General features: G+C 62.9%; 19 protein-coding genes. 14 read left to right on the forward strand and 5 right to left on the reverse strand.

What is annotated here, in order from left to right; genetic code table 11:
* The first annotated feature begins 47 nt into the window (after positions 1–47).
* The 9 genes from M0D66_RS13565 to M0D66_RS13605 all read left to right on the forward strand — a co-directional run bounded on the left by M0D66_RS13565 (position 48) and on the right by M0D66_RS13605 (position 7,681).
* Entirely contained in the window at positions 48–2,357 is a 2,310-nt protein-coding gene (locus tag M0D66_RS13565) for a bifunctional diguanylate cyclase/phosphodiesterase (RefSeq protein WP_093633590.1), read from the forward strand.
* A 239-nt stretch (positions 2,358–2,596) separates the two neighbouring features.
* Positions 2,597–2,785, forward strand: coding sequence for a hypothetical protein (locus M0D66_RS13570; RefSeq protein WP_054043350.1), 189 nt, complete (start codon positions 2,597–2,599; stop codon positions 2,783–2,785).
* 194 nt (positions 2,786–2,979) lie between these two features.
* Positions 2,980–4,380, forward strand: coding sequence for an FAD-containing oxidoreductase (locus M0D66_RS13575; RefSeq protein ID WP_256455284.1), 1,401 nt, complete (start codon positions 2,980–2,982; stop codon positions 4,378–4,380).
* Between the two features lie 97 nt (positions 4,381–4,477).
* On the forward strand, positions 4,478–4,816 hold the full coding sequence (locus M0D66_RS13580) for a cupin domain-containing protein (RefSeq protein ID WP_266210936.1): 339 nt from the start codon (positions 4,478–4,480) through the stop codon (positions 4,814–4,816).
* Positions 4,817–4,884: 68 nt separating this feature from the next.
* Positions 4,885–5,202, forward strand: coding sequence for a hypothetical protein (locus M0D66_RS13585; protein WP_266210894.1), 318 nt, complete (start codon positions 4,885–4,887; stop codon positions 5,200–5,202).
* A gap of 99 nt (positions 5,203–5,301) precedes the next feature.
* On the forward strand, positions 5,302–5,688 hold the full coding sequence (locus M0D66_RS13590; RefSeq protein WP_266210937.1) for a DUF488 domain-containing protein: 387 nt from the start codon (positions 5,302–5,304) through the stop codon (positions 5,686–5,688).
* A 92-nt stretch (positions 5,689–5,780) separates the two neighbouring features.
* The gene (locus M0D66_RS13595) at positions 5,781–6,356 is read left to right on the forward strand and encodes a TMEM175 family protein (protein WP_093633585.1); all 576 of its coding nucleotides are present in this window, start codon (positions 5,781–5,783) and stop codon (positions 6,354–6,356) included.
* A gap of 2 nt (positions 6,357–6,358) precedes the next feature.
* Complete coding sequence (locus M0D66_RS13600; RefSeq protein WP_266210895.1) at positions 6,359–7,168, forward strand: hypothetical protein; 810 nt, start codon at positions 6,359–6,361, stop codon at positions 7,166–7,168.
* A 24-nt stretch (positions 7,169–7,192) separates the two neighbouring features.
* A complete protein-coding gene (locus M0D66_RS13605; RefSeq protein WP_200650647.1) occupies positions 7,193–7,681 on the forward strand; it encodes a metallophosphoesterase family protein in 489 nt (162 codons plus the stop codon).
* Between the two features lie 53 nt (positions 7,682–7,734).
* On the opposite strand, the gene proP is transcribed toward M0D66_RS13605, so the two are convergent.
* From proP to argA, 3 genes are all read right to left on the reverse strand, one after another.
* Positions 7,735–9,237, reverse strand: coding sequence for a glycine betaine/L-proline transporter ProP (gene proP, locus M0D66_RS13610; RefSeq protein ID WP_234487528.1), 1,503 nt, complete (start codon positions 9,235–9,237; stop codon positions 7,735–7,737).
* A gap of 712 nt (positions 9,238–9,949) precedes the next feature.
* Positions 9,950–10,225, reverse strand: a complete 276-nt coding sequence (locus tag M0D66_RS13615) for an oxidative damage protection protein (RefSeq protein WP_054043359.1) — start codon at positions 10,223–10,225, stop codon at positions 9,950–9,952.
* A 54-nt stretch (positions 10,226–10,279) separates the two neighbouring features.
* Positions 10,280–11,668, reverse strand: coding sequence for an amino-acid N-acetyltransferase (argA, locus tag M0D66_RS13620; RefSeq protein WP_054043361.1), 1,389 nt, complete (start codon positions 11,666–11,668; stop codon positions 10,280–10,282).
* A 23-nt stretch (positions 11,669–11,691) separates the two neighbouring features.
* On the opposite strand from argA, the gene hrpA reads away from it, so the two are divergent.
* Positions 11,692–16,200: an ATP-dependent RNA helicase HrpA gene (gene hrpA / locus M0D66_RS13625; RefSeq protein WP_266210896.1), complete on the forward strand. Its 4,509-nt coding sequence runs from the start codon at positions 11,692–11,694 to the stop codon at positions 16,198–16,200.
* Between the two features lie 268 nt (positions 16,201–16,468).
* Here the strand turns inward: hrpA and M0D66_RS13630 are convergent, their stop codons facing one another.
* Positions 16,469–19,162, reverse strand: a complete 2,694-nt coding sequence (locus M0D66_RS13630) for a YadA-like family protein (protein ID WP_266210897.1) — start codon at positions 19,160–19,162, stop codon at positions 16,469–16,471.
* A 607-nt stretch (positions 19,163–19,769) separates the two neighbouring features.
* On the opposite strand from M0D66_RS13630, the gene M0D66_RS13635 reads away from it, so the two are divergent.
* From M0D66_RS13635 to M0D66_RS13650, 4 genes are all read left to right on the forward strand, one after another.
* Complete coding sequence (locus M0D66_RS13635; RefSeq protein ID WP_093633582.1) at positions 19,770–20,789, forward strand: beta-propeller fold lactonase family protein; 1,020 nt, start codon at positions 19,770–19,772, stop codon at positions 20,787–20,789.
* 46 nt (positions 20,790–20,835) lie between these two features.
* Positions 20,836–21,834, forward strand: coding sequence for a sterol desaturase family protein (locus tag M0D66_RS13640; RefSeq protein WP_200650643.1), 999 nt, complete (start codon positions 20,836–20,838; stop codon positions 21,832–21,834).
* Between the two features lie 147 nt (positions 21,835–21,981).
* Positions 21,982–22,812 (forward strand): EI24 domain-containing protein, encoded by an 831-nt coding sequence (locus tag M0D66_RS13645; RefSeq protein ID WP_054037984.1) that lies wholly within the window; start codon positions 21,982–21,984, stop codon positions 22,810–22,812.
* A 30-nt stretch (positions 22,813–22,842) separates the two neighbouring features.
* Entirely contained in the window at positions 22,843–23,673 is an 831-nt protein-coding gene (locus tag M0D66_RS13650) for a molybdopterin-binding protein (protein ID WP_054037986.1), read from the forward strand.
* Between the two features lie 169 nt (positions 23,674–23,842).
* On the opposite strand, the gene M0D66_RS13655 is transcribed toward M0D66_RS13650, so the two are convergent.
* Positions 23,843–24,307: a rhodanese-like domain-containing protein gene (locus tag M0D66_RS13655; protein WP_175053649.1), complete on the reverse strand. Its 465-nt coding sequence runs from the start codon at positions 24,305–24,307 to the stop codon at positions 23,843–23,845.
* Positions 24,308–24,385 lie beyond the last annotated feature (78 nt).

Below are 24,385 nucleotides of genomic sequence, written 5' to 3' on the forward strand. Positions count from 1 at the left end.
TGTGCCGCTTACACTAACTTGCCGATGTGGGGTTAGGGGGCGCACATATGACACGCGAAGCGACATCAGATAGCACGATGGGAGCAACGCCTGAGGGCACCCGCTACGGGCCGGACCGGGCCGAGGGGGTGTTGGCGTCGGAGCGTACGGTGTTGCGGCTGATTACGCGCAACACACCGCTGCCGGAATTGCTCGACGAAGTATGCCGCCGCGCGGAAGCGCTGCTAGGCGATGGTGCGACCTGTTCGATCCTTCTACTGGACGCGGACGGCGTACGCGCGCGCGTGGGCGGCGCGCCTTCTCTGCCGGCGGACTTCAGCGCCGCGATCGACGGTGTCCCGATCGGCCCGCGAGCCGGGTCCTGCGGCACCGCGATGTACGAGCGGCGCATGGTCGCCGTCGAAGATATCGAAACCGATCCGCTGTGGGCCGATTTCCGGCACCTCGCGTTGCCGCTCGGTTTGCGCGCGTGCTGGTCGGTGCCGTTTGAAAACGATGCCGGCGCGGTGCTGGGTGCGTTCGCGGTCTATCACCGCACGTCGCGCCGGCCGACCCCCGAAGAAGCGGCGATGCTCCACGACATCAGCCACAGTGTCGGTCTCGCTGTTCATCAGGACGCGATGGCGCAACGCCTCGCGCACAGCGAGGAGCATCACCGGCTGGTCGTGAACCATCTCAACGAAGGCATCATCGTGCAGTCGCGCGAAGGCGTGGTGCTGGCCTGCAATCCGAGTGCGCAACGCATTCTGCGGGCGAGCGCCGACCTGGTCGGCCGCGACATTCAGACGGTGATGGTGCGTGCATATCACGAGGACGGTTCAATCGTCACCGACGCCGATCGTCCCACCAGTCAGGTGCTGGAGACCGGCAAATCCAGGCTCGGCATCACGATCGGTCTGGAACTGACGGACGGCGATGTCGTCTGGATTACTGAGAATGTCGTGCCGATCATCAAACCGGGCGACAGCGAACCCAGCTCCGTGCTGATCTCGTTCACCGACATCGGGCCGGTGCGCGAGGCACAACGGCAGCTCAAGTTTCTGGCCACCCGTGATCCGCTCACAGGCCTTTACAACCGCGCTTACCTGGCCGAGCGGATGCGCGATCTGTTCACGCCGGGTGATGTGGCAGGCATGGGCGAGCTGGCGCGGGTCGCCGTGCTGTTTGTCGATCTGGACGGTTTCAAGAAGGTCAACGACACCGCCGGTCACGAGGCCGGTGATGCGCTTCTGTGCAGCGTGGCGGAGCGGCTGTCGGCGTGTGTCGCGCGCGACGATACGCTCGCGCGCGTGGGCGGCGACGAATTCGTAATCGTGGTCAGCGCTTACGAAAACACGGGTCGGCTGATCGCGCTTGCCCAGCGTATTCTCGATACGATCGCGGTACCGTTCGCGGTGGCGGACAACGAGTACTACATGGGGGCATCGATCGGCATCAGTCTGTTTCCCGAGGACGGCCAGGACGTGCCCACGTTGATGCGCAACGCCGACTCGGCGATGTATCACGCGAAACAATGCGGCCGCAACAATTTTCAGTTCTTCACCGCCGAGCTGAATCGGCATCTGCAACGCCGCTTTATGATCGAGCAGGCGTTGCGGCGCGCGCTCGCCACGGATGAACTGAGCCTCGTGTATCAACCGATCGTCGACAGCCAGTGCGGCCGCACGATCGGCGCCGAGGCGCTGCTGCGCTGGTACAACAGCGAGCTGGGCAACGTCTCGCCGGTCGAATTCATTCCCGTGGCCGAAGACGCTGGCCTGATCGTCGAGATCGGTTCCTGGGTGCTGGCGCGGGCCTGCGAGCAGGTCGCGCAATGGCGGCGCACGCTGGCGCCGGATCTGATCGTCGCGGTGAATCTGTCGCCGCGCCAGTTCAAAGGCGGGCTGGTAGAGCGCATCGAGCGCTGTCTCGAGGAGTCCGGGCTCGAGCCGGCGGCACTGGAGCTGGAGATTACCGAGCGGCTGTTGATGAGCGACAGCGACGCCGTCCTGCCGATGCTCACCGCGTTGAGCGCGATGGGCGTGCGGATTTCCGTCGACGATTTTGGCACCGGTTATTCGTCGCTGTCGTATCTGAAGCGGTTTCCGCTGCATAACCTGAAGATCGACCGTTCCTTCGTCGCGGGCTTGCCGGATCATCGCGATTCGATCGCGATCACGCAGGCGGTCGTGGCAATGGCCCATTCGCTCGGCATGAATGTCACGGCGGAAGGTGTGGAAACCGCCGAGCAGGCGGCGTTTTTGCGCGGGATCGCTTGCGACAAGCAGCAGGGCTATTTTTATAGCAGGCCTGTGGGGGCGAGCGCTTATGCGCGTAGCCTGCATGACGCGCAGGTGGGGCTGGCCAGCGCTTCATAGCTGCCCTGACGTCTCGGGACACGGCTGTAGGCGCCGCAAACCCACTTCGCCCGAGGGGCTAATTCAGCTATCGGACCTCATTGCTCACTGCCTTGGGGATACAGATTCGATTGTTCAGATTCCCAAACAAGTGCCTTCGCGTTCCCGGTATTTATCCGCGGCCCCGGTCTCCCTAAAATCCTCCCATCGAATGTATATTCCGCGTCGTGCCAGAACGGCCCAGCGCGATGGGAGCCGTTATGCCAGCCTTAATTCAGAACCAGCTTTATCGACCCGCGGTGATTCTGCCGATGGTCGCGCTCATGCAGGTAATGGTCTCGCAGGATTTCAACCTCGGCCAGGTCGGCTGGGTTGTGGCCGCTCGCGGCGCGCAGGCCGCGCTGCAACGCTCGCGCGAGTTGATCTGCGCCGTGCATTGCCACGCCTGAACCTAAGCGGGCGCAATTTGCAGCAATTGGCCGCGCCGGCCCATTGGCGGCGCGAAAACAGATCTGCGGCCGGCGCGCGAACGCCACCGCGCGTGACAGAAACAACGAGAAGCAAACAGAAGGAGCGATAGCGGCAACGCGAGGCGCTGAGGGTAAGATGCTACGACCAGCACCCCAGCCTCGGGAGATCTGCCATGCCACAGCACTTCGACGCAGTCGTGATCGGTACGGGACAAGGCGGGGCGCCGCTCGCTGTCCGTCTCGGTCAAAGCGGCCGCAAAACCGCGGTGATCGAACGCGCGGCTTTCGGCGGGACTTGCGTGAATGTCGGCTGCACACCCACCAAGTCGTATGTAGCTAGCGCCCGCGCGGCCCACGTAGCACGCCACGCCGCGGACCTGGGCGTGCAGGTGAGTGGGGCGGTCAGCGTCGATCTGGCAGCGGTCAAGGCGCGTAAGGACAAGATCATTGGCCAATCGCGCGATGGCGTCGAGAAATGGCTGCGCGGCGCGGATAACGTCACCGTCTTCACCGGCCACGCGCGCTTCACCGGCGCGCATACGCTTGCCATCAGCGGCCCGGACGGCTCGGTGCGCGACGAACTCAGCGCCGACGAAATCTTCATCAATACCGGTACGCGCGCCGTCGTGCCGCCGCTCAAAGGGCTTGAGCGCGTTCGCTACTACACCAACTCGAACCTGCTCGAACTGACGGAATTGCCGGACCATCTGGCGATTGTCGGCGGCAGCTATATCGCGCTCGAATTTGCGCAGATTTTTCGCCGCTTCGGCAGCCGGGTGACGGTGCTGGTGCGCGGCGAGCGCGTGCTGACGCGCGAAGATGCCGACTTCGCCAACTCCGTGCAGAAGGTGCTGACGCGTGAAGGGATCGAGTTTGTCTTTGGCGTGCAGCCTGCGCGGGTCGAACCGCATCCACATCACGAGAACGAGGTGTGCATCGGCTTTGAGCAGAACGTTCCCGCGCTCGAAGCCTCGCACCTGTTATTCGCCACCGGCCGTGAACCGAATACCGACGACCTCGGCCTCGACGTGGCCGGCATCGCGACGGACAAGCACGGCATGATTCCCGTCGACGGCCAGTTGCGCACCAACGTGCCGGGCATCTGGGCGATCGGCGACATCAACGGACGCGGCGCCTTTACCCACACTTCCTACGATGATTTCCAGATCGTCGCCGCCAATCTGCTCGACGGAGGCGCGCGCAGCGTCGATACGCGGATCATGACGTATGCGGTGTTCGTCGACCCGCCGCTCGCGCGCGTCGGACTGTCGGAGACCGACGTGCGCAAAGCCGGCCGCGAGGCGCTGATCGCCACCATGCCGATGACGCGGGTGGGCCGCGCGCGCGAACGCGGCGAGACGGATGGTTTCATGAAGGTGCTGGTCGACCCGCAAAGCAAGCAGATTCTTGGCGCGGCGATCCATGGCATTGAAGGCGACGAAGCGCTGCACACGTTCATCGACATCATGACGGCCGGCGCGCCGTATCCGACCTTGCAGTACGCCATGCACATTCATCCGACCATCAGCGAACTGGTGCCGACCTTGCTCGATGGCCTCAAGCCGATGACATGAGCGGCGCACCGCTGGTGAGTTGGGAGCGAGCGTGCTCGGCGAAAACGTGTAGCGAACTCAGGTAGTGAGCATAGCCGGAGCACAAGCGATGAAACGCATGATCAAGAGCGGCAACCTCTTCGATCCCGGCGCGCCAGCGGGCGCTGACGAACAGATCGACGCGCTCGTGGAACAGGCCGGCATGACCATCGAACGGATCGTCTCCCGAGGGCACGCAAGCCCGCCGGACTTCTGGTACGACAGTCCGCGCGCAGAGTGGGTCGTGCTGCTGAGCGGCGCGGCGGCGCTGGAATTCGAAGGTGAGCCTGAACTGCATCCGATGAAACCCGGCGACCACGTGCTGATCGACGCACATTGCCGGCATCGGGTGGCATGGACCAGCGACACGGAGCCGAGCGTGTGGCTGGCGGTGTACTACCCTGGCGCTTGCCAGTGACCGATAGCTGAGATCACGTCGCCATAACGGGATTAAACTCGAACTGGCACGTATCCTGGAGCGAGATCATGAATGATGCTGACCCCAAAAGCACGTTTCGCGGTCTTCCGTTGACCCCAGAACAGGACGCGGAAGTCAGACACTACATAAAAAAGCAGAAGCAGCAGGGCGCGGCGTGGGACACGCCGGAACTGGCGTCCATGCTTCGCGACATGCTGGAACCGCCGGGCGATGACGACGCAGAATTCGATCCCGACTTCGACGAAACGAAAGCCGCCGCGGAACGTGCAGCGGCCTCGATCGACGAGGCGATGGATCCGATCGAGGCGAGCGAAGAGCGCAACGCCGCGATGGAAATCGAGGCCATGAAGGGCTTGAGACGCTGAGCCTGCATTGCAGGCATCGCATCGCAGAATCACTGACGAGCGGCGTTGATCGACCCGACGGGAGAAGGTCGCGAGTCCACCACGGATCAGGAAAACAACATGAGCATCAGCATCGTTCAGCTTGGGTCTCCGAGAGCGGCCGACGAAGGACTGCGTATCGGTACCGTTCGGCGGCCGCCGCGCGGTGTACCCAAGGCTGAATTCGCCACCCGCGACTATTACGACGTGTGGCTGCCCAATCTCTCGCCTGACGCGGAGCTGGTCAAAGAAGCAAAGGCGGTGACGAGCGACCGCGACTGGGCCGCGTTCGCGAAGAAATTCCGCGCGGAGATGAATGGCGGCGATGCCAGCAAGGTGTTGGACCTGCTTGCCGCCTTGTCGAAAACGACCAACTTTTCTGTTGGCTGCTATTGCGAGGACGAAAACCGCTGCCATCGCAGCATTCTTCGTCAGTTGTTGGACGAGCGGGGCGCGCTGATCAGGTGAGGCGCGCATGCGCCGCCGGCCGCATTCGACAAGTCCGGTTGTCATCACCGATAATCGGCGGCGTAGCGACTACACAATCAGGAAACCGACCGATGGGCAAGGGACGCGTCGAAGCCTTCAGCGATGGCGTGATCGCCATCATCATCACGATCATGGTGCTCGAATTGAAGGTGCCGGACGGCTTCGATCTCGCCGCGCTGCGCCCCGTGATCCCCGTGTTCTGCGCCTACGTGCTGAGTTTCATTTACGTCGGCATCTACTGGAACAATCACCACCACCTGTTCCATACCGTGCAGAAGGTCAACGGCGCGGTGCTCTGGGCCAATCTCCATCTGTTGTTCTGGCTGTCGCTGCTGCCGGCCGTCACGCATTGGGTCGGCGAAAACCATCTCGCCGCCTGGCCGACCGCGATGTACGGCGCCGTGCTGTTCATGTCGGCGATTGCGTATTTCATTCTGACTCGCGTGCTGATCCGCGAGCACGGCACGGAGTCGACGCTCGCTAAGGCGGTCGGCAACGACTTCAAGGGCAAGGTGTCGGTCGTCATCTATCTGGTGGGCATGGCGCTGGCATTTGTTCAGCCGTGGCTCTCGGCCGCGCTCTACACGCTCGCCGCGGCGTGGTGGCTCATTCCCGATCGCCGTATCGAACACCTGATGGAAGCGTAAGCATGTTGCTTGCGCTCAAACTCACGCTGGTGCCCGCGTTTCTCGCCGCGCTGACTGTGGCGGGCCGTGTGTGGGGGCCGTCGGTGGCGGGATGGCTGGCGGGGCTGCCGGTGGTGTCCGGCCCGATCGTGTTGTTGCTCGCGCTGGAGCGTGGGCCGGCGTTCGCAGCGCTGGCGTCGGCGGCATCGATTGCGGCGATTGCCGCCTCCGAGGCGTTCAATTTTGCGTATGCGTGGACGTGTCGGCGTTCAGCATGGCCGCTAGCGCTTGTGGCCGGCATGCTCGGATGGGTTGGCGTGGCGATGTTACTCACGCATTTGCCGGGTGGACTGACGTGGGCGGTGGCCGCGAGTTGCGTGGCTGTCGCCATTTCGCAAAGCGGCTTGCCGCGCGTCACGGGCCATGTGCCGGCGACGCGTCTCGGGCTCGGCGATCTTGCACTGCGCATGCTCGCTGGCGCGTTGCTGACGTTGGCGGTGACGACGCTGTCCGCGTCGATGGGCGCGACGTGGAGCGGGTTGCTGTCGGTGTTTCCTTTGCTCGGCATCGTGCTTGCGGTGTCGGCCCAGCGCGCGCATGGCTCGGATTTCGTTGCGTTGTTGATGCGCGGCATGGTGATCGGCCGCGGCTCGTTCGCGGCGTTCTTCGCCGTGACCGCGACGATGTTGCCGCACTACGGTGTGTGGGTCAGTTTTGCGTGCGCGGCGGTGGTGTCGATGGTGGTGCAAGGGGCGACCAGGCGATTGCTTCGCGCAAAGCGGCCGGCGCAGGTTGTGACGCGTGAGCTTGCTGAACAGCAGTCAGCGGATTGAGGCCGTTTGGCCGATACTGACATCATGACTTCGCGCACCCAAGGCTCCATCGTCACTCGAATCGGCCTGATCTCCGACACGCATAACCTCGTGCGTCCTGAAGCCCTGCAGTACCTCGCAGGGTGCGATGCGATCATCCACGCGGGCGATATCTGCAATCAGGCAGTGCTCGATGCGCTCGCACAGATCGCGCCGGTCACGGCCGTGCGCGGCAATAACGATATCGACGACCCGGTTGCCTCGCTACCGACGCACGTCAAGCTGACCGTCCAACAAGTGACGATCCTCGTCGTGCATGACATTGCCGATGTGGGCGACGATCCGCGCAGCGAAGGCATCGACGTGGTCGTGACGGGGCACTCGCACAAGCCCGCGATCAGCGAGCGCGACGGCGTGCTGTACGTCAATCCAGGCAGCGCAGGGCCAAGGCGTTTCAAGTTGCCGATTTCCGCCGGCATGCTGATCGTTGAAGGTGCGCGCGCAAGCGCAACCTTCGATTCTCTCGTGACATAAAAAAACGGGCCGGCAGAATGTCTGCCGGCCCGTTGCTACTGCGCAACCCAGGATCAGGCACGCGCCGTAGCCGCAGACGCGTAACCTTCATCCATTTCCGCCGCCTCACGCTCGCCGCGCAGCACCGCATGCGCTTCGGCACGCGTTGCAACACACGGACCGGAGCCGAGCAAGGGCTTGCGAGCCGTTTCACGCAGCGCGAATACCGACACGATACCGATCAGCGACGCGCCCATCAGGTAGTACGCGGGCATCATCAGATTGCCGGTGCTGTCGACGAGCCATGCCGTTACGAGCGGCGTCGTCCCACCGAACAGCGACACCGAAATGTTGAAGCCGATCGCGAGCGCGCCGTAGCGGATCTTGGTCGGGAACAGCGCCGGCAGCGCCGACGGCATCACACCGGTAAAGCACGACAGCAGCACGCCGAGAATCATCAGCCCGCCGAACACCGGCAGCACCGTGCCCATGCGAATCAGCAGCAGCGCGGGAATCGAGAGCACGAACAGACCCACGCAACCGAACAGCATCACCGGCTTGCGGCCGATCGTGTCGGACAGGTGGCCGGCTGCCAGCGTCATCGGCATCATCAGCACCATCACGAGCAGCACGAGGAAGAGACCGTGCGTTTCGTTGAAGTGCAGCGTAGCCGACAGATAGCTCGGCAGATACGAGAGCGCCATGTAATCGGTGACGTTGAAGATCAGCACGAGGCCAACGCACAGCAGAAGCGGCTTCCATTGCTGCATCAGCAGCTCGCGGAACGATTGCTTCGGGAGCGCCTTGTCTTCGGCTTCGCGTTGCTCGGCCTGCTTCTTGAACGCGGGCGTTTCTTCGAGCTTCATCCGGATGTAGAGACCCACCAGACCCAGCGGACCCGCGATCAGGAACGGCACACGCCAGCCCCACGAGAGCAGCGCCTCGTTCGAGAGCGTTGCCGTCAGAACCGCAACCGTACCGGCGCCGAGCACATAGCCGATCAGCGTGCCGAATTCGAGGAAGCTGCCCATGAAGCCGCGGCGCTTGTCCGTCGAGAATTCGGCGATGAAGGTCGCGGCGCCGCCGTATTCACCCCCCGTCGAGAAGCCTTGCACGAGGCGCGCAACCAGCAACAACGCGGGAGCCAAAATGCCGATCGTCGCGTAGCTCGGAATCAGGCCGATCGCGAAGGTGCCGAGCGCCATCATGATCATGGTCATGGCCAGCACCCGCTGACGGCCGATGCGGTCGCCCAGCGGCCCGAACACCATGCCGCCGACCGGCCGCACGAGGAACGCCGCGGCGAACGTGCCGAAAGTGGCGATCAACTGGGCGGACGGGCTCGACGACGGGAAGAACACTTTGCCGAGCGTGACAGCGATATAGCTGTACACCCCGAAATCGAACCATTCCATTGCGTTGCCGAGCGCCATGGCGCCGACGGCCCGCTTGAGGAGAGATTTGTCGACGACGGTGATGTCGTCGAGTGAGAGGCGTTGTTCTTCTTTGTGATGTCGCCAGAAGCCGTTGCTGGAAGCGGTCAAGGTGAAAACTCCAATGACTGCGACGAAACTCATGAAAACGCGCATGAACGTTCCGCCACGGGTGCTGGGGAAGTGCAGTTTCGCGAGCAGAGCGATGGCGTCTCTCTCGCCCGAAGGCGATAGAAGGGGGCGTGAAAAAAGAAAACAGAACGCCCGTGCCTCGCGAATCATTCGCGAAAAAACACTCGTCTAGATTGTGCTGACTGTTGCATCTGCGTGGCCGTGGAAGGGGGGCAGATGCATGAGGACGCTGGGGTGGCTGAAAGCTGGCCCATGCGCCGCTGAAAGGCTCGAAACGAAAAAGGCCGGTGCTGGATCGCCGCTCATAGTGCGAGCTCAAGCGGGGAAACGACCGACAAGCCTTCTTGTATAAAAACTATTCAATCCGGCCCTTGGTACGCACTGCATGCCAAGTGTGAACTGAATGTGAATGAAGGTAAATTGCTGTTGGAACGGTGCACATGATAGCACGATGACGGACGATCGTGCAAACCTGGGATTCGGCCGACAGCCCGGGGAGGGCGCTCAATCCCTTGCGTGGCGGGGGATTCGGCGGATTGTGGCGGTATGGAAAAGAGGCTTAAAAGTGGCCGGAAATGGTCCGGTTAGTGAATTTTTCCAAGGCTTGAAAGTGGCGAAATGCGCGACGAAATTCGCGGCCAGACAGGCGAAAAAAATCCGCGCTCGCGGCGCGGATTTTTTGTCAGGCTGGTCGCCAATTCTGGCTTGTAGCTCAGAAAAGCGCTTACTCGGCTGCCGGCGGCACGTAGCCCTGCGCCGTATCCGCGCCTTCGCCAAAGAAGAACTTTTCGGTCTGCTTCATCAGATACTGGCGTGCGCGCGGATCGGCCATGTTCAGGCGGTTTTCGTTGATCAGCATGGTTTGCTGCTTCAACCAGGCCTGCCAGGCTTCCTTCGAAATGCTTTCGTAGATCCGCTTGCCAAGTTCGCCCGGCAGCGGCGGGAAATCGAGGCCTTCGGCTTCCTTGCCGAGCTTCGCGCATTGAACCGTACGAGTCATGCTGTGCTTCTCCTATATCGATGTGGGGCGGGCAGTCGCTTTATATGGGGACGCTCAGAGCTGTTTCATCAGCACGAGCGACTTGCGCTGCCAGTTATAGAGTCGGCGGCGGTCTTCCGGCAGGTCGTCGACCGTGACCTTGACGAAGCCGCGCTTGAGGAACCAGTGTTCGGTACGCGTAGTGAGCACGAAAATCCGCGTGAGGCCGCGTGCCCGGGCGCGTTGTTCGATGCGTTTGAGCAGGCGCTCGCCGTCGCCGGTGCCTTGCGCTTCAGGCGCGACCGTGAGGCAGGCCATTTCGCCGATGCGCTCCTGCGGGTACGGATACAGCGCCGCACAGCCGAACAGCACGCCATCGTGCTCGATCACCGAGAAATGGTCGATGTCGCGTTCGATCTGGTGGCGGCCGCGCCGCACCAGCGTGCCGTCGGATTCGAGCGGCTCGATCAGCGAGAGAATGCCGCCGACGTCGTCCGGCGTGGCTTCGCGCAGGCTTTCGAGGTTCTCGTACGAGATCATCGTGCCCACGCCATCGTGCAGGAACAGTTCGAGCAGCAGGCTGCCGTCGAGCGCGTAGGGGATGATGTGTGCCCGCGCCACGCCGCCGCGGCAGGCGCGGATCGAATGTTTCAGATAGAAGCCCGCGTCGCCGGTGACCTCGCCGCTTTCATGCAGCTTGTAGGCGTCGTCGAGCGACAGTTCGCGAACCAGCACCGGTCCGTCTTCGCCGGTCTCCATCAGGCCCGGGGTCTCGGTCAGGAACACGATCTTGTCGGCGCGCAGGGCGATCGCCGCCGCCGAGGCGACGTCTTCCATCGACAGATTGAATGCCTCGCCGGTGGGCGAGAAGCCGAGCGGCGAGAGCAGCACCAGCTTGCGGCTCGCGAGCGAATGGCGGATCGAATCCGCGTCGATCTTGCGCACTACGCCCGTGTGGGCGAAATCGACGCCGTCCAGAATGCCGACCGGGCGCGCCGTCACGAAGTTGCCCGACACCACGCTGATGTGCGCGTGCGCCATCGGCGTGTTCGGCAAGCCCTGGCTGATCGCCGCCTCGATATCCAGACGCACTTCGCCGGCCGCTTCTTTCGCGGACTCCAACGCGCGTGCATCGGTAATGCGCATGCCGTGCGAAAACTCGGATTCCACGCCGTGCAGGCTCATCTGCTCTTCGACCTGCGGTCGCGAGCCATGCACCAGCACGATCTGGATGCCCATGGCCTGCAGCAGCGCGATGTCGGACACGAGCGCATTCAGGAGCCCCTGATGCACCACCTCGCCGCCGAAACCGACGACGAACGTCTTGTTACGGAACGCATGGATGTAAGGGGCGACTGAGCGCATCCAGTCGACGAATTGCGCGTGCTGTGCGAGGTCTTCCGTTGCTCCGGCGGGGGCCGGAACGCTCGCGGGCGCGGGGACGAGGTCGGTTTGGGAATTCATGCCGGGGATTATAATGCGCCCCCATGTCGAATGTACCCAAAAGTCCCGCTACGGCGAACGAGAATGTGACGCCGGCCGCCGATCGGGCGAAGCCCGGCGACGCCCGCCGCCGCGATGCGCAGGACGCTAACCGCAACACGCCACCCGGCGCGCGTGAGTCCCTGCGCTCTGCGGATGACGCGCGCGTGTCCGCACAGAAAAATAATCCGCCGCGCGAGGCGCGCCGCGAGGCGGGCGCGCAGGCGCCGAAAGCTGCGCATGAAGGGCGGAAGCACACCCCACAGGGCGACGCTGCGCGCAGTCAGCCGACTTCCGGCGGCGTGGAGAAGCCCGCGCGCCGCGACGATGGACGCGCGCAGAACGCGCCTCGCGGCCAACGCCAGCAGCAGGGCGATGAACGGCGCGCGCAGTCCGAAAACACGCGGGCTCCAAATCAGCCGAAGCGTGGCGATGGGCGTGCCAATCAGCAAAGCGGTGCGCCCGCGCAAAAATCGCCGCAAGCAGGCGATGCTCAAAACGGCCAGCCCCGTCGCGAACCCCGTCCGCCGCGCGTTCAGCGCGTCGTCGAACCGAATCCGATTCCGCCGATTACTTTCCCAGAAGCGCTGCCGGTTTCCGGCCGCCGCGAGGAGATCGCGCGGGCCATCGCGCAGAATCAGGTGGTGATCGTCTGCGGTGAGACCGGTTCGGGTAAGACAACACAGCTACCGAAAATCTGCCTCGAACTCGGGCGCGGCCTCGGCGCCGGTGGTTCCGGTCTGATCGGTCACACGCAGCCGCGCCGGATTGCGGCATCGGCAACGGGCCGCCGTATCGCCGAAGAACTCGGCACGCCGTTTGGCGAAGTGGTCGGCTACAAGGTGCGGTTTACCGACAATCTGTCGCCGGGGGCGTCGGTCAAGTTGATGACCGACGGTATTCTGCTCGCCGAAACGCAGACCGATCCGCTGCTCAAAGCCTACGACACGCTGATCATCGACGAAGCGCACGAGCGCAGCCTGAACATCGATTTTCTGCTCGGCTATCTGAAGGAAATCCTCGTCAAGCGGCCCGATCTGAAGCTGATCGTGACCTCGGCGACGATCGACGCGGACCGCTTCGCGCGCCATTTCGGCCGCGACGACAAGCCCGCGCCGGTGATCGAAGTGAGCGGGCGTTTGTATCCGGTCGAGGTGCGCTATCGGCCGGTCGCAGAGGACAGCCCGGCGGTGAAGGCGGCGGAAGGTTCGTCGTCGTCGTCGCGCGAATCGCGTGACAGGCCGAAGACCCAGCGCGAAACAGATCGCGATCTAATGGAAGCGATCGTCGATGCGGTCGACGAACTGTGCCGCGAGGGTCCCGGCGACGTGCTGGTGTTCCTGCCCGGCGAGCGCGAGATTCGCGATGCCGCCGAAGCGCTGCGCAAGCATCATCCACCGCACACGGAAATTCTGCCGCTGTTCGCGCGTTTGTCCGCCGCCGAGCAGGAACGCGTGTTCCGCACCTCGAACGCGCGTCGCATCGTTCTGGCCACTAACGTCGCCGAAACTTCGCTGACAGTGCCCGGCATTCGCTATGTGGTCGATACGGGACTCGCGCGTGTGAAGCGCTACTCGTATCGCAACAAGGTCGAGCAGTTGCAGGTCGAGTCGATCTCGCAGGCCGCCGCGAATCAGCGGGCAGGGCGTTGCGGCCGCGTCGCGGATGGCATCTGTATTCGTCTGTACGAGGAAGGCGACTATCAGGGCCGCGTGCGTTTCACCGACCCGGAGATTTTGCGTTCGTCGCTGGCGTCGGTGATTTTGCGGATGAAGTCGCTGCATCTGACGGCGATCGAAACCTTCCCGTTCATCGAACCGCCGCCGGGCCGCGCGATCGCCGACGGCTATCAACTGCTCAACGAATTGGGCGCCGTCGACGACGACAACCAGCTCACGCCGCTCGGCCGCGAACTCGCGCGCTTGCCGCTCGACCCGCGCGTCGGCCGGATGATTCTCGCCGCACGCGATCAGCAGGCGTTGAAGGAAGTGCTGATCATCGCGAGCGCCTTGTCGGTGCAGGACCCGCGTGACCGGCCGATCGAGGCGCAGGAGCAAGCTGATCAGGCGCATCGCAGGTTTGCCGACGAGCGTTCCGAGTTCCTGCAGTGGCTGAAGATCTGGAACTGGTTCGAAGAAGCGATCGCGCACAAGAAGTCGAACCGGCAATTGCAGGACGAGTGCCGCAAGAACTTCCTGTCGCAACTGCGCCTGCGTGAATGGCGCGACGTGCACTCGCAATTGCTGACCGTGGTGCGCGAGCACGGCTGGCGGCTGAACGAGGCCGAAGCGACTTTCGAGCAGATTCACCTCGCGTTGCTGACCGGCCTGCTCGGCAACATCGGTCTGAAAGCCGACGACGAGCCGTATTTCCTCGGCGCGCGCAGCATCAAGTTCTATCTCTGGCCGGGCTCGGCGCTGGTGAAGAAGGCCGGTAAGTGGGTGATGGCCTCGGAACTGGTCGAGACGAGCCGTCTGTACGCACGCTGCATCGCGAAGATCGAGCCGGAATGGATCGAAAAGATCGGCGAGCATTTGCTGAAGAAATCGTTGTCCGAGCCGCATTGGGAAAAGCGCGCGGCACAGGTGTCGGCGTTCGAGCGCGCGGTGCTGTACGGTCTGCCGATTTACCACCGGCGGCGCGTGAGCTTTGGCAAACAGGATCCGGCGAGGGCGCGCGAGCTGTTCATTCGCGGTGCGTTGGTGGAAGGCGAGTTCGATACGAAGCTCGCGTTCTTCGCGCACAACCGCAAGCTGCTCGCCGATATCGAGCAGCTCGAACACAAGTCGCGTCGCCAGGACGTGCTGGTCGACGACGAGCTGATTTTCGGCTTCTACGATCAGGCGCTGCCGAAAGGCATCTATACGGGCGCGTCGTTCGAGCGCTGGTATCGCGACGAGGTGAAGAAGAGCGGTCAGCCGGAAGATAAGCTGCGTCTGCTGTACCTGTCGCGCGACGATCTGATGCGGCACGAAGCTGCCGGCGTCACGACCGATCTGTTCCCGAAGCGGATGACGACGGCGGGCGTCGAGATGGCGCTCACGTATCACTTCGAGCCCGGTTCGCCGCGCGACGGTGTGACGCTCGCCGTGCCGCTGTATGCGCTGAATCAGGTCGATGCGCGGCGCTGCGAATGGCTCGTGCCCGGCATGCTGAAAGAGAAGACGCAACTTCTGCTGAAATCGTTACCGCAGAAGCTGCGGCGCCATTGCGTGCCGCTGCCTGAGTTCGCTGCGGGTTTCGTCGAACGGCATAGTGGTCCGCGCTTCGGAGCGGGCGGTTTGCTCGAAACGCTGATCGCCGACGTTCGCGAGCAGACTCAGGTCGCGATGAAGCAATCGGACTTCAAGCTCGAGACGCTGACGCCGCATCTGTTCATGAACTTCAAGGTCGTCGACGAGCACGGGCGGCAGCTTGCGATGGGCCGGAATATGTCGCAACTGCGTGCTGAACTTGGCGGCCAGGCGCAGCAGCACTTCCAGAAGATTGCGTCGGGTGCGGCTGGGGTGGCGTTGGCGGATGCCGGAGGCGGTGGCGGCGTGGCTGTTGGCGCGCAAGCGGGCGGAGCAGCCGGTGCGGTAAGTGGTGGGGCTTCGCGAGGCAAAGGCACTGCTGCGTCAAGTCCGCAAACTGCGTCGCAAGACGGCGCAGCGGGCACCGCGTTGTACGAAAAGCTGACGACGTGGAATTTTGGCAAGCTCCCCGAGTTGCTGGAAATTCGCCGTGGCGGGCAGACCTTGTTCGGTTATCCGGCGTTGGTGGATCGCGGCACGCACTGTGACGTCGAAGTGTTCGATTCACCCGACGAAGCCGCGCGCATTCATCGTGCAGGGCTGCGGCGTTTGTTCGCGTTGCAACTGAAAGAGCCGATCAAGTATCTGGAGAAAAATCTCCCGGGTTTGCGCGAAATGGCGATGCAGCTCATGCCGCGTGGCACGCAGGAGGAACTGCGCGATCAACTGATCGACACCGCGCTTGATCGCGCGTGTCTGCAAGACCCGCTGCCAGCCGATGACGTCAGTTTCCATACACGCCGCGACGAAGGCCGCAGCCGGTTGACTTTGTTGGCTCAGGAAATCGCCCGGCTCGTCGGCCAGATACTGACCGAGTACGCGACCGTGACGAAGAAACTGGTGCAGGCGAAGTCGTTCGCGGCCGCGCATGCGGATATGCAGAACCAGCTGGATGGGCTGATCGGCAAGCGTTTTGTGGTCGATACGCCGTACGCGCAGTTGGCGCACTTTCCGCGCTATCTGAAGGGCATTGCGTTGCGCATCGACAAGCTGAAGGCGGACTCCGCGCGCGACGCACGGCAGTTCGCCGAATTCCATCCGCTGTTGCAGAACTACCAGCGTGCGCTTGCACAACGCGGCGGTGTGCTGGATCCGCGCTTGTCGGAATTCCGCTGGCTGCTCGAAGAATTGCGGATTTCGCTGTTCGCGCAGGAGTTGCGGACGCCGATGCCGGTGTCGGTGAAGCGTCTCTATAAGGTGTGGGAGTCGATGCAGCGTTGAGCGATGGCTGGGGCGGGACCGATGCGGCGCCTGGCGGCACAGGAAGTGGGGCGGCGCAACTGTCCGCTTCGTTCGTCCAGCGTTAGCCGATGCGCTTCTACACGCGGTGTCGAGCAAAAAAACGCGCGACGCCACTCCTTTTGAGAATGTTGTCACGCGCAAAAGGCGCGAGTTCTTGCGGGCCCGCGCCTGCTCGCTAAGTACGGCAATGCTATCGGCGTCGGCGTGACTGATTCAGATCGAGCCAATCACGTTTTCCGCCGAGTTGTTACCAGTGCATGCCCGCGCCGACCGACGCACCGAACTGGCCACGCGAGTCGGTCGTCCCTTGCACCTTGTAGACCCACTTGCCGGTTTCCGACAGCTGCGAAACGCCGATGGCCATCGCCGACTGGCCGCCATACGTGCCACCCGCGATCGCGACCATGCCGCGACCCGGCAAGACCGCCTGCGGCAAACCTGCAGCGGCCAGCGCCGATGCCGTGCCACCGTACAAATCGCGGCGAGCCGAGCGGATCTGGTCGTCGGTGTAGCTGTTTGCCTGGCCGACCGCGCCGCTTACGCTTTGCTGTAGTTGATTGACGTTGACCGCGTCCGTGCCTTGTACGCCGGCTGCGACGTTGGTGATCTGACGTTCCTGGCCCGCTGCGCCAACCGATACTGTGTTCGCCCGATCCGCGACTGAGCCCTGACCCAATGCCACTGAGTTGTCCGCGCTGGCGTTTGCTGCTGCGCCGAGTGCGGTGGCGTTGTTGCCGCTTGCGACGGAGTTCGCGCCGATGGCCACGGTATTGGCGCCTGCTGCTTGTGCGTTCGCGCCCGAAGCGACCGAGTGCGCGCCGCTTGCCAGCGCGCCTTCTGTCCCGCGGTCGCCTTCCGCGCTGTAGAACGGATTGGCCGTGTTGACCGTGATGTCGCTGACCGCGCCGTTGATGGCCGCGTTCAACTGGCCGAGGTTGACGGCGTCGTTTGTGTCCACGCCGTCGGCGACGTTATGGATCACTGTGCCACCGCTTGTTGCATCGCCGAGCGTGACGCTGTTCTTGTTGACGCTGCCGTCGGCGTTCCTGTCGTACATCACGGCGCCGTCGAGCCTGGCGTCGGTCTGGGACGTAACTTCCTTCAACTGGGCAACGTTGACGGCGTCGGTGTCGGCGGTACCGGCTGCGACGTTGGTGATTTGACGTTCTGCGCCGCTTGCACCGACGGAGACGGTGTTGGCACGATCGGCGATCGAGCCGTTGCCGAGGGCGACCGAGTTGGCAGAGCTGGCAATGGCCTGATAGCCGAGCGCCGTTGAATTGTCGCCGGCAGCCGTCGCGAGGGTGCCGACAGCCGTGCTGTTGCCTCCCTGTGCCCACGAGGAGGTGCCGGCTGCAAAAGAGGCGTCGCCGGAAGCGTTGGCGTAGGCGCCGATCGCGACCGAGTGGTCGCCGTTTGCGGTGGCGTCGTCCGAGCCGTCATTGGCACCGCCTGCCTTGAAATAGCGCGATGCGTCGGCGGCAGCGGCATTCAGCTGGCTCAGGTTGACGGCGTCTGTAGCTTCGGTGCCGGCTGCGACATTGGTGATTTGACGTTCTGCGCCGCTTGCGCCGACCGAGACGGTGTTCGCACGATCGGCGATCGAGCCTTTGCCCAGTGCGACCGAGTTAGCCGCGACGGCGCTAGCGTTATAGCCGAGCGCCGTCGAGCCGTCGCCTGCTGCCGTGGTAAGCGTGCCGACAGCCGTGCTGTTGTCTCCCTGTGCCCAGGAGGACGTGCCGGCTGCAAAAGAGGCGTCGCCGGAAGCATTGGCGTAGGCGCCGATCGCGACTGAGTGGTCACCGCTTGCGGTGGCATCGTCCGAGCCGTCATTGGCGCCGCCTGCCTTGAAATAGCGCGAGGCGTCAGCGGCAGCGGCATTCAGCTGGCTCAGGTTGACGGCGTCTGTAGCTTCGGTGCCGGCTGCGACATTGGTGATTTGACGTTCTGCGCCGCTTGCACCAACGGAGACGGTGTTGGCACGATCGGCGACCGAACCGTTGCCCAACGCGACCGAGTTGGCGGAGCTGGCATTTGCCTGATAGCCGAGCGCCGTCGAATTGTCGCCCGCAGCCGTCGCGAGGGTGCCAACGGCGGTGCTGTTGTCTGCCTGTGCCCGCGAAGACGTGCCGAGCGCCAATGACTCAGCGCCGGAAGCGTTGGCGTAGGCGCCGATCGCAACCGAGTGGTCGCCGCTTGCGGTGGCGTCATCCGAGCCGTCATTGAGGCCGTCTGCCTTGAAATAGCGGGATGCGTCGGCGGCAACGGCATTCAACTGGCTCAGGTTGACGGCATCCGTTGCTTCGGTGCCGGCTGCGACGTTCGTGATTTGACGTTCCGCGCCGCTTGCGCCGACAGAGACGGTGTTAGCACGATCGGCGATCGAACCTTGGCCGAGCGCAACGCTGCCGTCGGCGAAGGCGCTAGCGTCAAGGCCAATGGCGACCGCGCCGCTTCTATTCGCGAGCGCGTTGGCGCCGAGCGCCGTTGCGCCCACGCCCGTCGCGCTAGCATAGTTGCCTATGCCGGTGCTGAAATCGGCGTCGGCCAGAGCTGTCATCCCGGCCGCGAATGCACCTTCGCCCCGGCTTTCCGCCTTGAACCCAATCGCGGTCGCGGCCGTGTTCGTTGCCGTTGCCCAGTTACCGATCGCGATGGACCCCGAACCCGATGCACTCGATCCAACGCCCGCCGCCACCGAGCCCGGTCCCGAGGCTGTCGCATCGGGATCCACACCTGGAATGACCGAGCCGGCAGCGAAATAAACCGTAGCCGCCTGCGCCACCGGCACACCGCCCAGCAAAGTTGCCGCAGCCAGCACAGCCTGCGCCATGACCAACTTCCGCGATGCCCCGCGTTTCGTTTTCGAGCGAGCCGTCTCCGACGCGGCGACCCACGAGCCCGTCGTCTCACACCAAACCGATTTGTAGATTTTATTCATTTTTCAGAAAACTCCGCCGGAATTAGATCGTGGACGGCACACGAAAGCATTCTGAGTCGGAAAAGGCGTCATCGCCCCAAGTGTGTCGCGCATAGGCAGAACACGTCGGCTACGGTTATTTATTCCGACCGCTTTTTGTGTTCTGTTGATTTCCTCGCGCGTCCGAATTACCTGCATCACGCTTTCATGTCCACGGGATTAAGTGCATGGGCGATGAACGGCGAGATTGTCAGTTCTGGTGGGGCGAAGCCGAAATAAGCCAATTCTTAAATCGTTGAAAATAAATGGCGGGATGTAATTGGGTTTGGATAAGTGTTTTTTAATTGTATAAAGTAAAGAATAATCTTGTTTTGTCTTATGAAAAACGGAATGGCATAAGAATTTAATGAGCTGTTATTATGTGGGTTAAAATGGATTGATATGAATCGCCACGGATTTTTCTACGTAAAACCGTCGTCGGGTTGTCAGTGACTCGGAATTCACTGACAGATTTGCCGCCGGATGCGCCGCGTCCCTTCGTCTTTCCACGCGTCGCACCCGCATCCACGTCAACCGCTGGTCACAGCAAACGTTCTACAATGACGGTTGTTCTCCGAAGTGAGTTTTCATGCGTAAATTTTTTCTTCCCGGCGTGACTGCCACGTTCGCCGCAGGCGCAGCGCTGGTCGCCGCCGCAGGCTTTTTTTCTCCGGCGGCTCTCGCCAACAACGTGATCGTGCTCAATTCCGGCGAAGCCACGCTGAGCCTGATCGACGAGACCACCCGCCAGGTCATCGGCACGGTGCCGACGGGCAAGGAACCGCACCACCTGATGGCCACGCCGGACAACTCGTCGCTGATCGTCGCCAACTCGGTGTCGAACAACCTGATGTTCGTCGACCCGAAGTCGGGCCAGGTCCAGCGCTGGGTCGAGAACATCGAGGATCCGTACCAGATCGGCTTTTCGCCCGACCGCAAATGGCTCGTCACCACCGGGCTGCGTCTGGACCGCCTCGACATCTATCATTACGACAGCCAGAAGAACCAGATGACGCTGGCCTCGCGTCTGCCGCTCGCGGTGATGCCGAGCCACATGGCCTTCACCAATGACAGCAAGACGGTGTTCGTCACGCTGCAGGTTTCGGGCGAGCTAGCCGCTATCGATCTGGCTACGCAAACCGTCAAGTGGAAGATGAAGGTCGGCAAGGTGCCGGCCGGCCTGTGGATGACCCCGGGCGAGAAATATCTGCTGATCGGCATGACCGGGGCGGATTACGTCGCGGTGGTCGACTGGCGCAACCAGAAAATCGTCAAGACGATCCAGACCGGCAAGGGCGCGCACAACTTCCGCTCGCTGGTCGACGGCAAGCATGTGGCGGTATCGAACCGCGTCGCGAGCACGATCAGCATCATCGACGAAGACACGCTCACCAACGTCGGCGATATCACCGGTTTGATGCCGGGGCCGGACGACATGGAACTTTCCGCGGACAAACGCTATCTGTGGGTGACCTTCCGCTTTGCGAAACATGTCGGCATCATCGACCTGAACACGCGTAAGCTGATCCAGACGATAGCCGTCGGCCGTTCGCCGCACGGTATCTATTTCTTCAATCGCGCGCCGATTACGGCGCCGAACGGCGCGTGACGCTGTAACAGGCAGACCGCGAGGAATGAAGTAACAGGCCAGCACCATGTTCCATCTGATTTTTTCTTCTCTCGACAGCTTCGTCTCAGCCGTGCAGACGCTGCTGTACGTCGACGTGGTGCAGCCGCTGCTGTTCCACTTCAATCTGATGGACTATGACGAAGACACTTACGACAGCCTGTATTGGGTGATCGTGGGCGTTTTCGAGGTGCTGGCGATGTACGCGATCCTGCGCCCGCTCGAAATGCTCCGCCCGGTGGAGCGGTGGGAAAACCGCAAGGCCGTGCGTGTCGACGTGATTTACACGTGGATCGCCAAGCTCGGCATCCTGAACCTGTTCTTCTTTTTCGCGCTGCAGCCATTGTTCGACAACGTGCAGGCCTGGCTGCGGCTGCACAACATCGCGAATATCGAATTCGACAATCTGTGGCCGGGCGTCACCACGCAGCCGCTCGTCACATTCGTGATGTACCTGCTCGTGCTCGATTTCGCGGGCTACTGGTATCACCGCTGGGAACATCGGATCGGTGTGTGGTGGGAATTGCACGCCGTACATCACAGCCAGCAGCAAATGTCGCTGTGGTCCGATGACCGTAACCATTTGCTCGACAGTTTGTTGCAGGCTTCGTTTTTTGCAGCGATCGCGTTGGTGATCGGCGTGCCACCGTCGCAATTCGTCGTGCTGGTGGCAATCACGAACCTCGCGCAGAGCGTGCAGCACGCGAACATTAGTCTGTACTTCGGCTGGCTCGGCGAGCGCCTGTTGGTCAGCCCGACCTTCCATCGCCGGCATCATGCAATCGGCTATGGCCACGAAGGGCTGAAGTACGGTTGCAACTTCGGCGTGCTGTTCCCCTGGTGGGACATGCTGTTCCGCAGCGTGTCGTGGAGCCGCGAAATGGAGCCCACCGGCATCCGTGACCAACTCGAAGGCCGACGCTACGGCGACGGTTTCTGGGCGCAGCACTGGCTTGCCTTCGTGCGCATCGCCGGGCGGCTTGCGCCGAAGCGTCGCACCGAAGGCAGCGACGCCGCCCCGGTTTGAGCATTCTTCCTCTTGCGCCGTCGGTTTTCCCGGCGGCGCGTCACGTGGTTTATCCTGTTCACGTTTGTGCGCGCAGCCTTGGCCTCGTGGCCGGTGCGTTGCGGCATTCTCCTTATTCCATCGTTTCGTTCACCGGCACTGGCTCGCATGAATGATCTGTTGCGCTCGTTCGGACGTGCGCTCGCAAGCGCGCTCCACCCGCGCATGCTCTGGTTGACCTTCCTGCCGTTTCTGGCGGCAACGGTCGGGTGGGGCGTGATCCTGTGGTTTTCCTGGCAGACGCTGATCGGCGCCACCCGCACGTGGCTCGAAAGCTGGTCGTTCACCGTCACGCTCTATCATCTGTTCGACTGGCTCGGCTTTTCGGCGCTGCACACGGCAATCGCGCCGTTTATCGTGATTGCGATGGCGATTCCGCTGATCGTCGTCACGGTGTTGCTATTGATTGCCACGCTGTCGATGCCGGCCGTGATCCGCTTTCTGTCGGCGCGGCAATTCCCCGGCCTTGAAATGCGTCGCGGCGGAACGTGGTACGGTAGCTTGGGCCAGGCATTGTGGACCACGCTGGTTTGTCTGGTGCTGCTGATCGTCACGTTGCCGCTCTGGCTGGTGCCGCCGTTTTTTGCGCTGATTCCGCCGCTCCTGTGGGGCTGGCTGACGTATCGCGTGATGAGCTACGACGCGCTCGCGCTGCATGCCACGCGTGACGAGCGGCGCGCGCTGGTGAGACGCTTCCGTTTGCCGCTGCTGTTGATCGGCATCGCGAGCGGACTGCTGGGTTCACTGCCGACGCTGCTGTGGGCATCGTCGGTATGGCTGATCGTGCTGTTCCCGGTGATCACCGCGGTGACGATCTGGATCTACGCGTTCATCCTCGTGTTTTCGGCGCTGTGGTTCGGCTACTACTGTCTGCGCGCGCTGCAACGCATGCGTGCGGAAGAGCACGGCCCGCGGCACGCGGCGCCGGTTCCCTACTGATGAATTACTGACAAAGCGAAAGAGGCGGCAATGGCATTTGGCGTCATCATCATCGGCGACGAAATCCTGTCGGGCAGACGTATCGACAAGCATCTGCCGAAGGTCATCGAATTGCTGGGCGCGCGCGGGCTGTCGCTCGGCTGGGCGGAATATATCGGCGACGAGCCGGAGCGCATCACGGCGACGTTGCGACGCACGTTCGCCTCCGGCGACATCGTGTTTTCCACGGGCGGCATCGGCGCCACCCCGGACGACCACACCCGCCAGTGCGCGGCAGCCGCGCTCGGCGTGCCGCTCGAACTGCATCCGGAGGCCGCGAAGCTGATTCAGGAGCGTATCCGCGATATGTATCCGGCGAACGCCGCAACGCCGCTCGATCTGAATTCGGCCGAGAACCGGCATCGTCTGAATATGGGCACGTATCCGCAGGGCGCGTCGATCATTCCCAACGGCTACAACAAGATTCCAGGCTTCTCGATCAAGCAGCACTACTTCGTGCCGGGCTTCCCGGTGATGGCGTGGCCGATGATCGAGTGGGTGCTGGATACGCAATACGCGCATCTGCATCATGCGATGCCGCACGCGGAAAAGTCATTGCTGGTGTTCGAGCTGCCGGAGTCACGCCTCACGCCGTTGATGGAAAAAATAGAACACGATTTTCCGGGTGTGCGGGTGTTCAGCCTGCCGAGCGTGGGCGATGCGGAGCGTGGCGGCGTGTATGCGCGGCATCACATCGATCTCGGTGTGAAGGGCGAACCGGAAGCGGTGGCGGCGGCGTTTGTGAAGCTGCGTGAAGGCGTGCACCTGCTGGGCGGCGATATCGTCGAGCCTGAGGCGGCTGGGGCTAAACCGCGCGCTTGAGCGCTGGTCGTGCAGCGGTTAATCGCCGCGCACGGCATCCTTCCTCCGGGCGCGCTTGCGCCCGTGCCTGTGACTTAACACTCAACGCATCATCGGCCTGTCACATGCAGCGCCGACGATGCGTCTAATTGTCCCGCCCCATCTCCCGAAGGCCCCTGCGGATCAACAATCAGGCGCCGATCCACGGCAACCCGCGAAAGCACCAGCCCGACACTGTCTTCCGATGCCCCTGGCCGTCCTTGTCGCCTTCGAAGCCTTCCAGCAGGTCGTACGCCTTGGTAAAGCCGGCTTGGGTAGCGGCAATCGCGGCGAGCTTCGAGCGCGCGGCGCTGCGGCACAAGAACAGCACCGGCGTGTCGGGCGAAGCGACATGACTCAGTTGCTGAAGGAATTCCTGGTTCGGCACGGCGCCTGGGTAGCGCGTCCATTCCACGTGGGCGTATTGTCCGTCGCCGATAACCGGCCGGCCAACCCAATCGAGTTCGGCACGGGTGCGCACGTCGACGAGACGCGTGCGCGGGTCGAGTTGCAGCAGTTCGAACGCCTCGGCGGGCGATACCGCGCCCGCGTAGGGCAACTGGTTCTCGGTGCGGCGCTTGTCCGCCTGGGCGTACAACTGTTCGAGCGTGCTCATGAGCGCAAATCTCCGTCGGACCAAATGAACATTCTAGCGCGCCGCGTGCGACGCGCATGCGGTTCAGCGCGGGCGTCC

It is taken from the genome of Paraburkholderia sp. SECH2, from assembly GCF_030464795.1.
Lineage (GTDB): Bacteria > Pseudomonadota > Gammaproteobacteria > Burkholderiales > Burkholderiaceae > Paraburkholderia > Paraburkholderia aspalathi.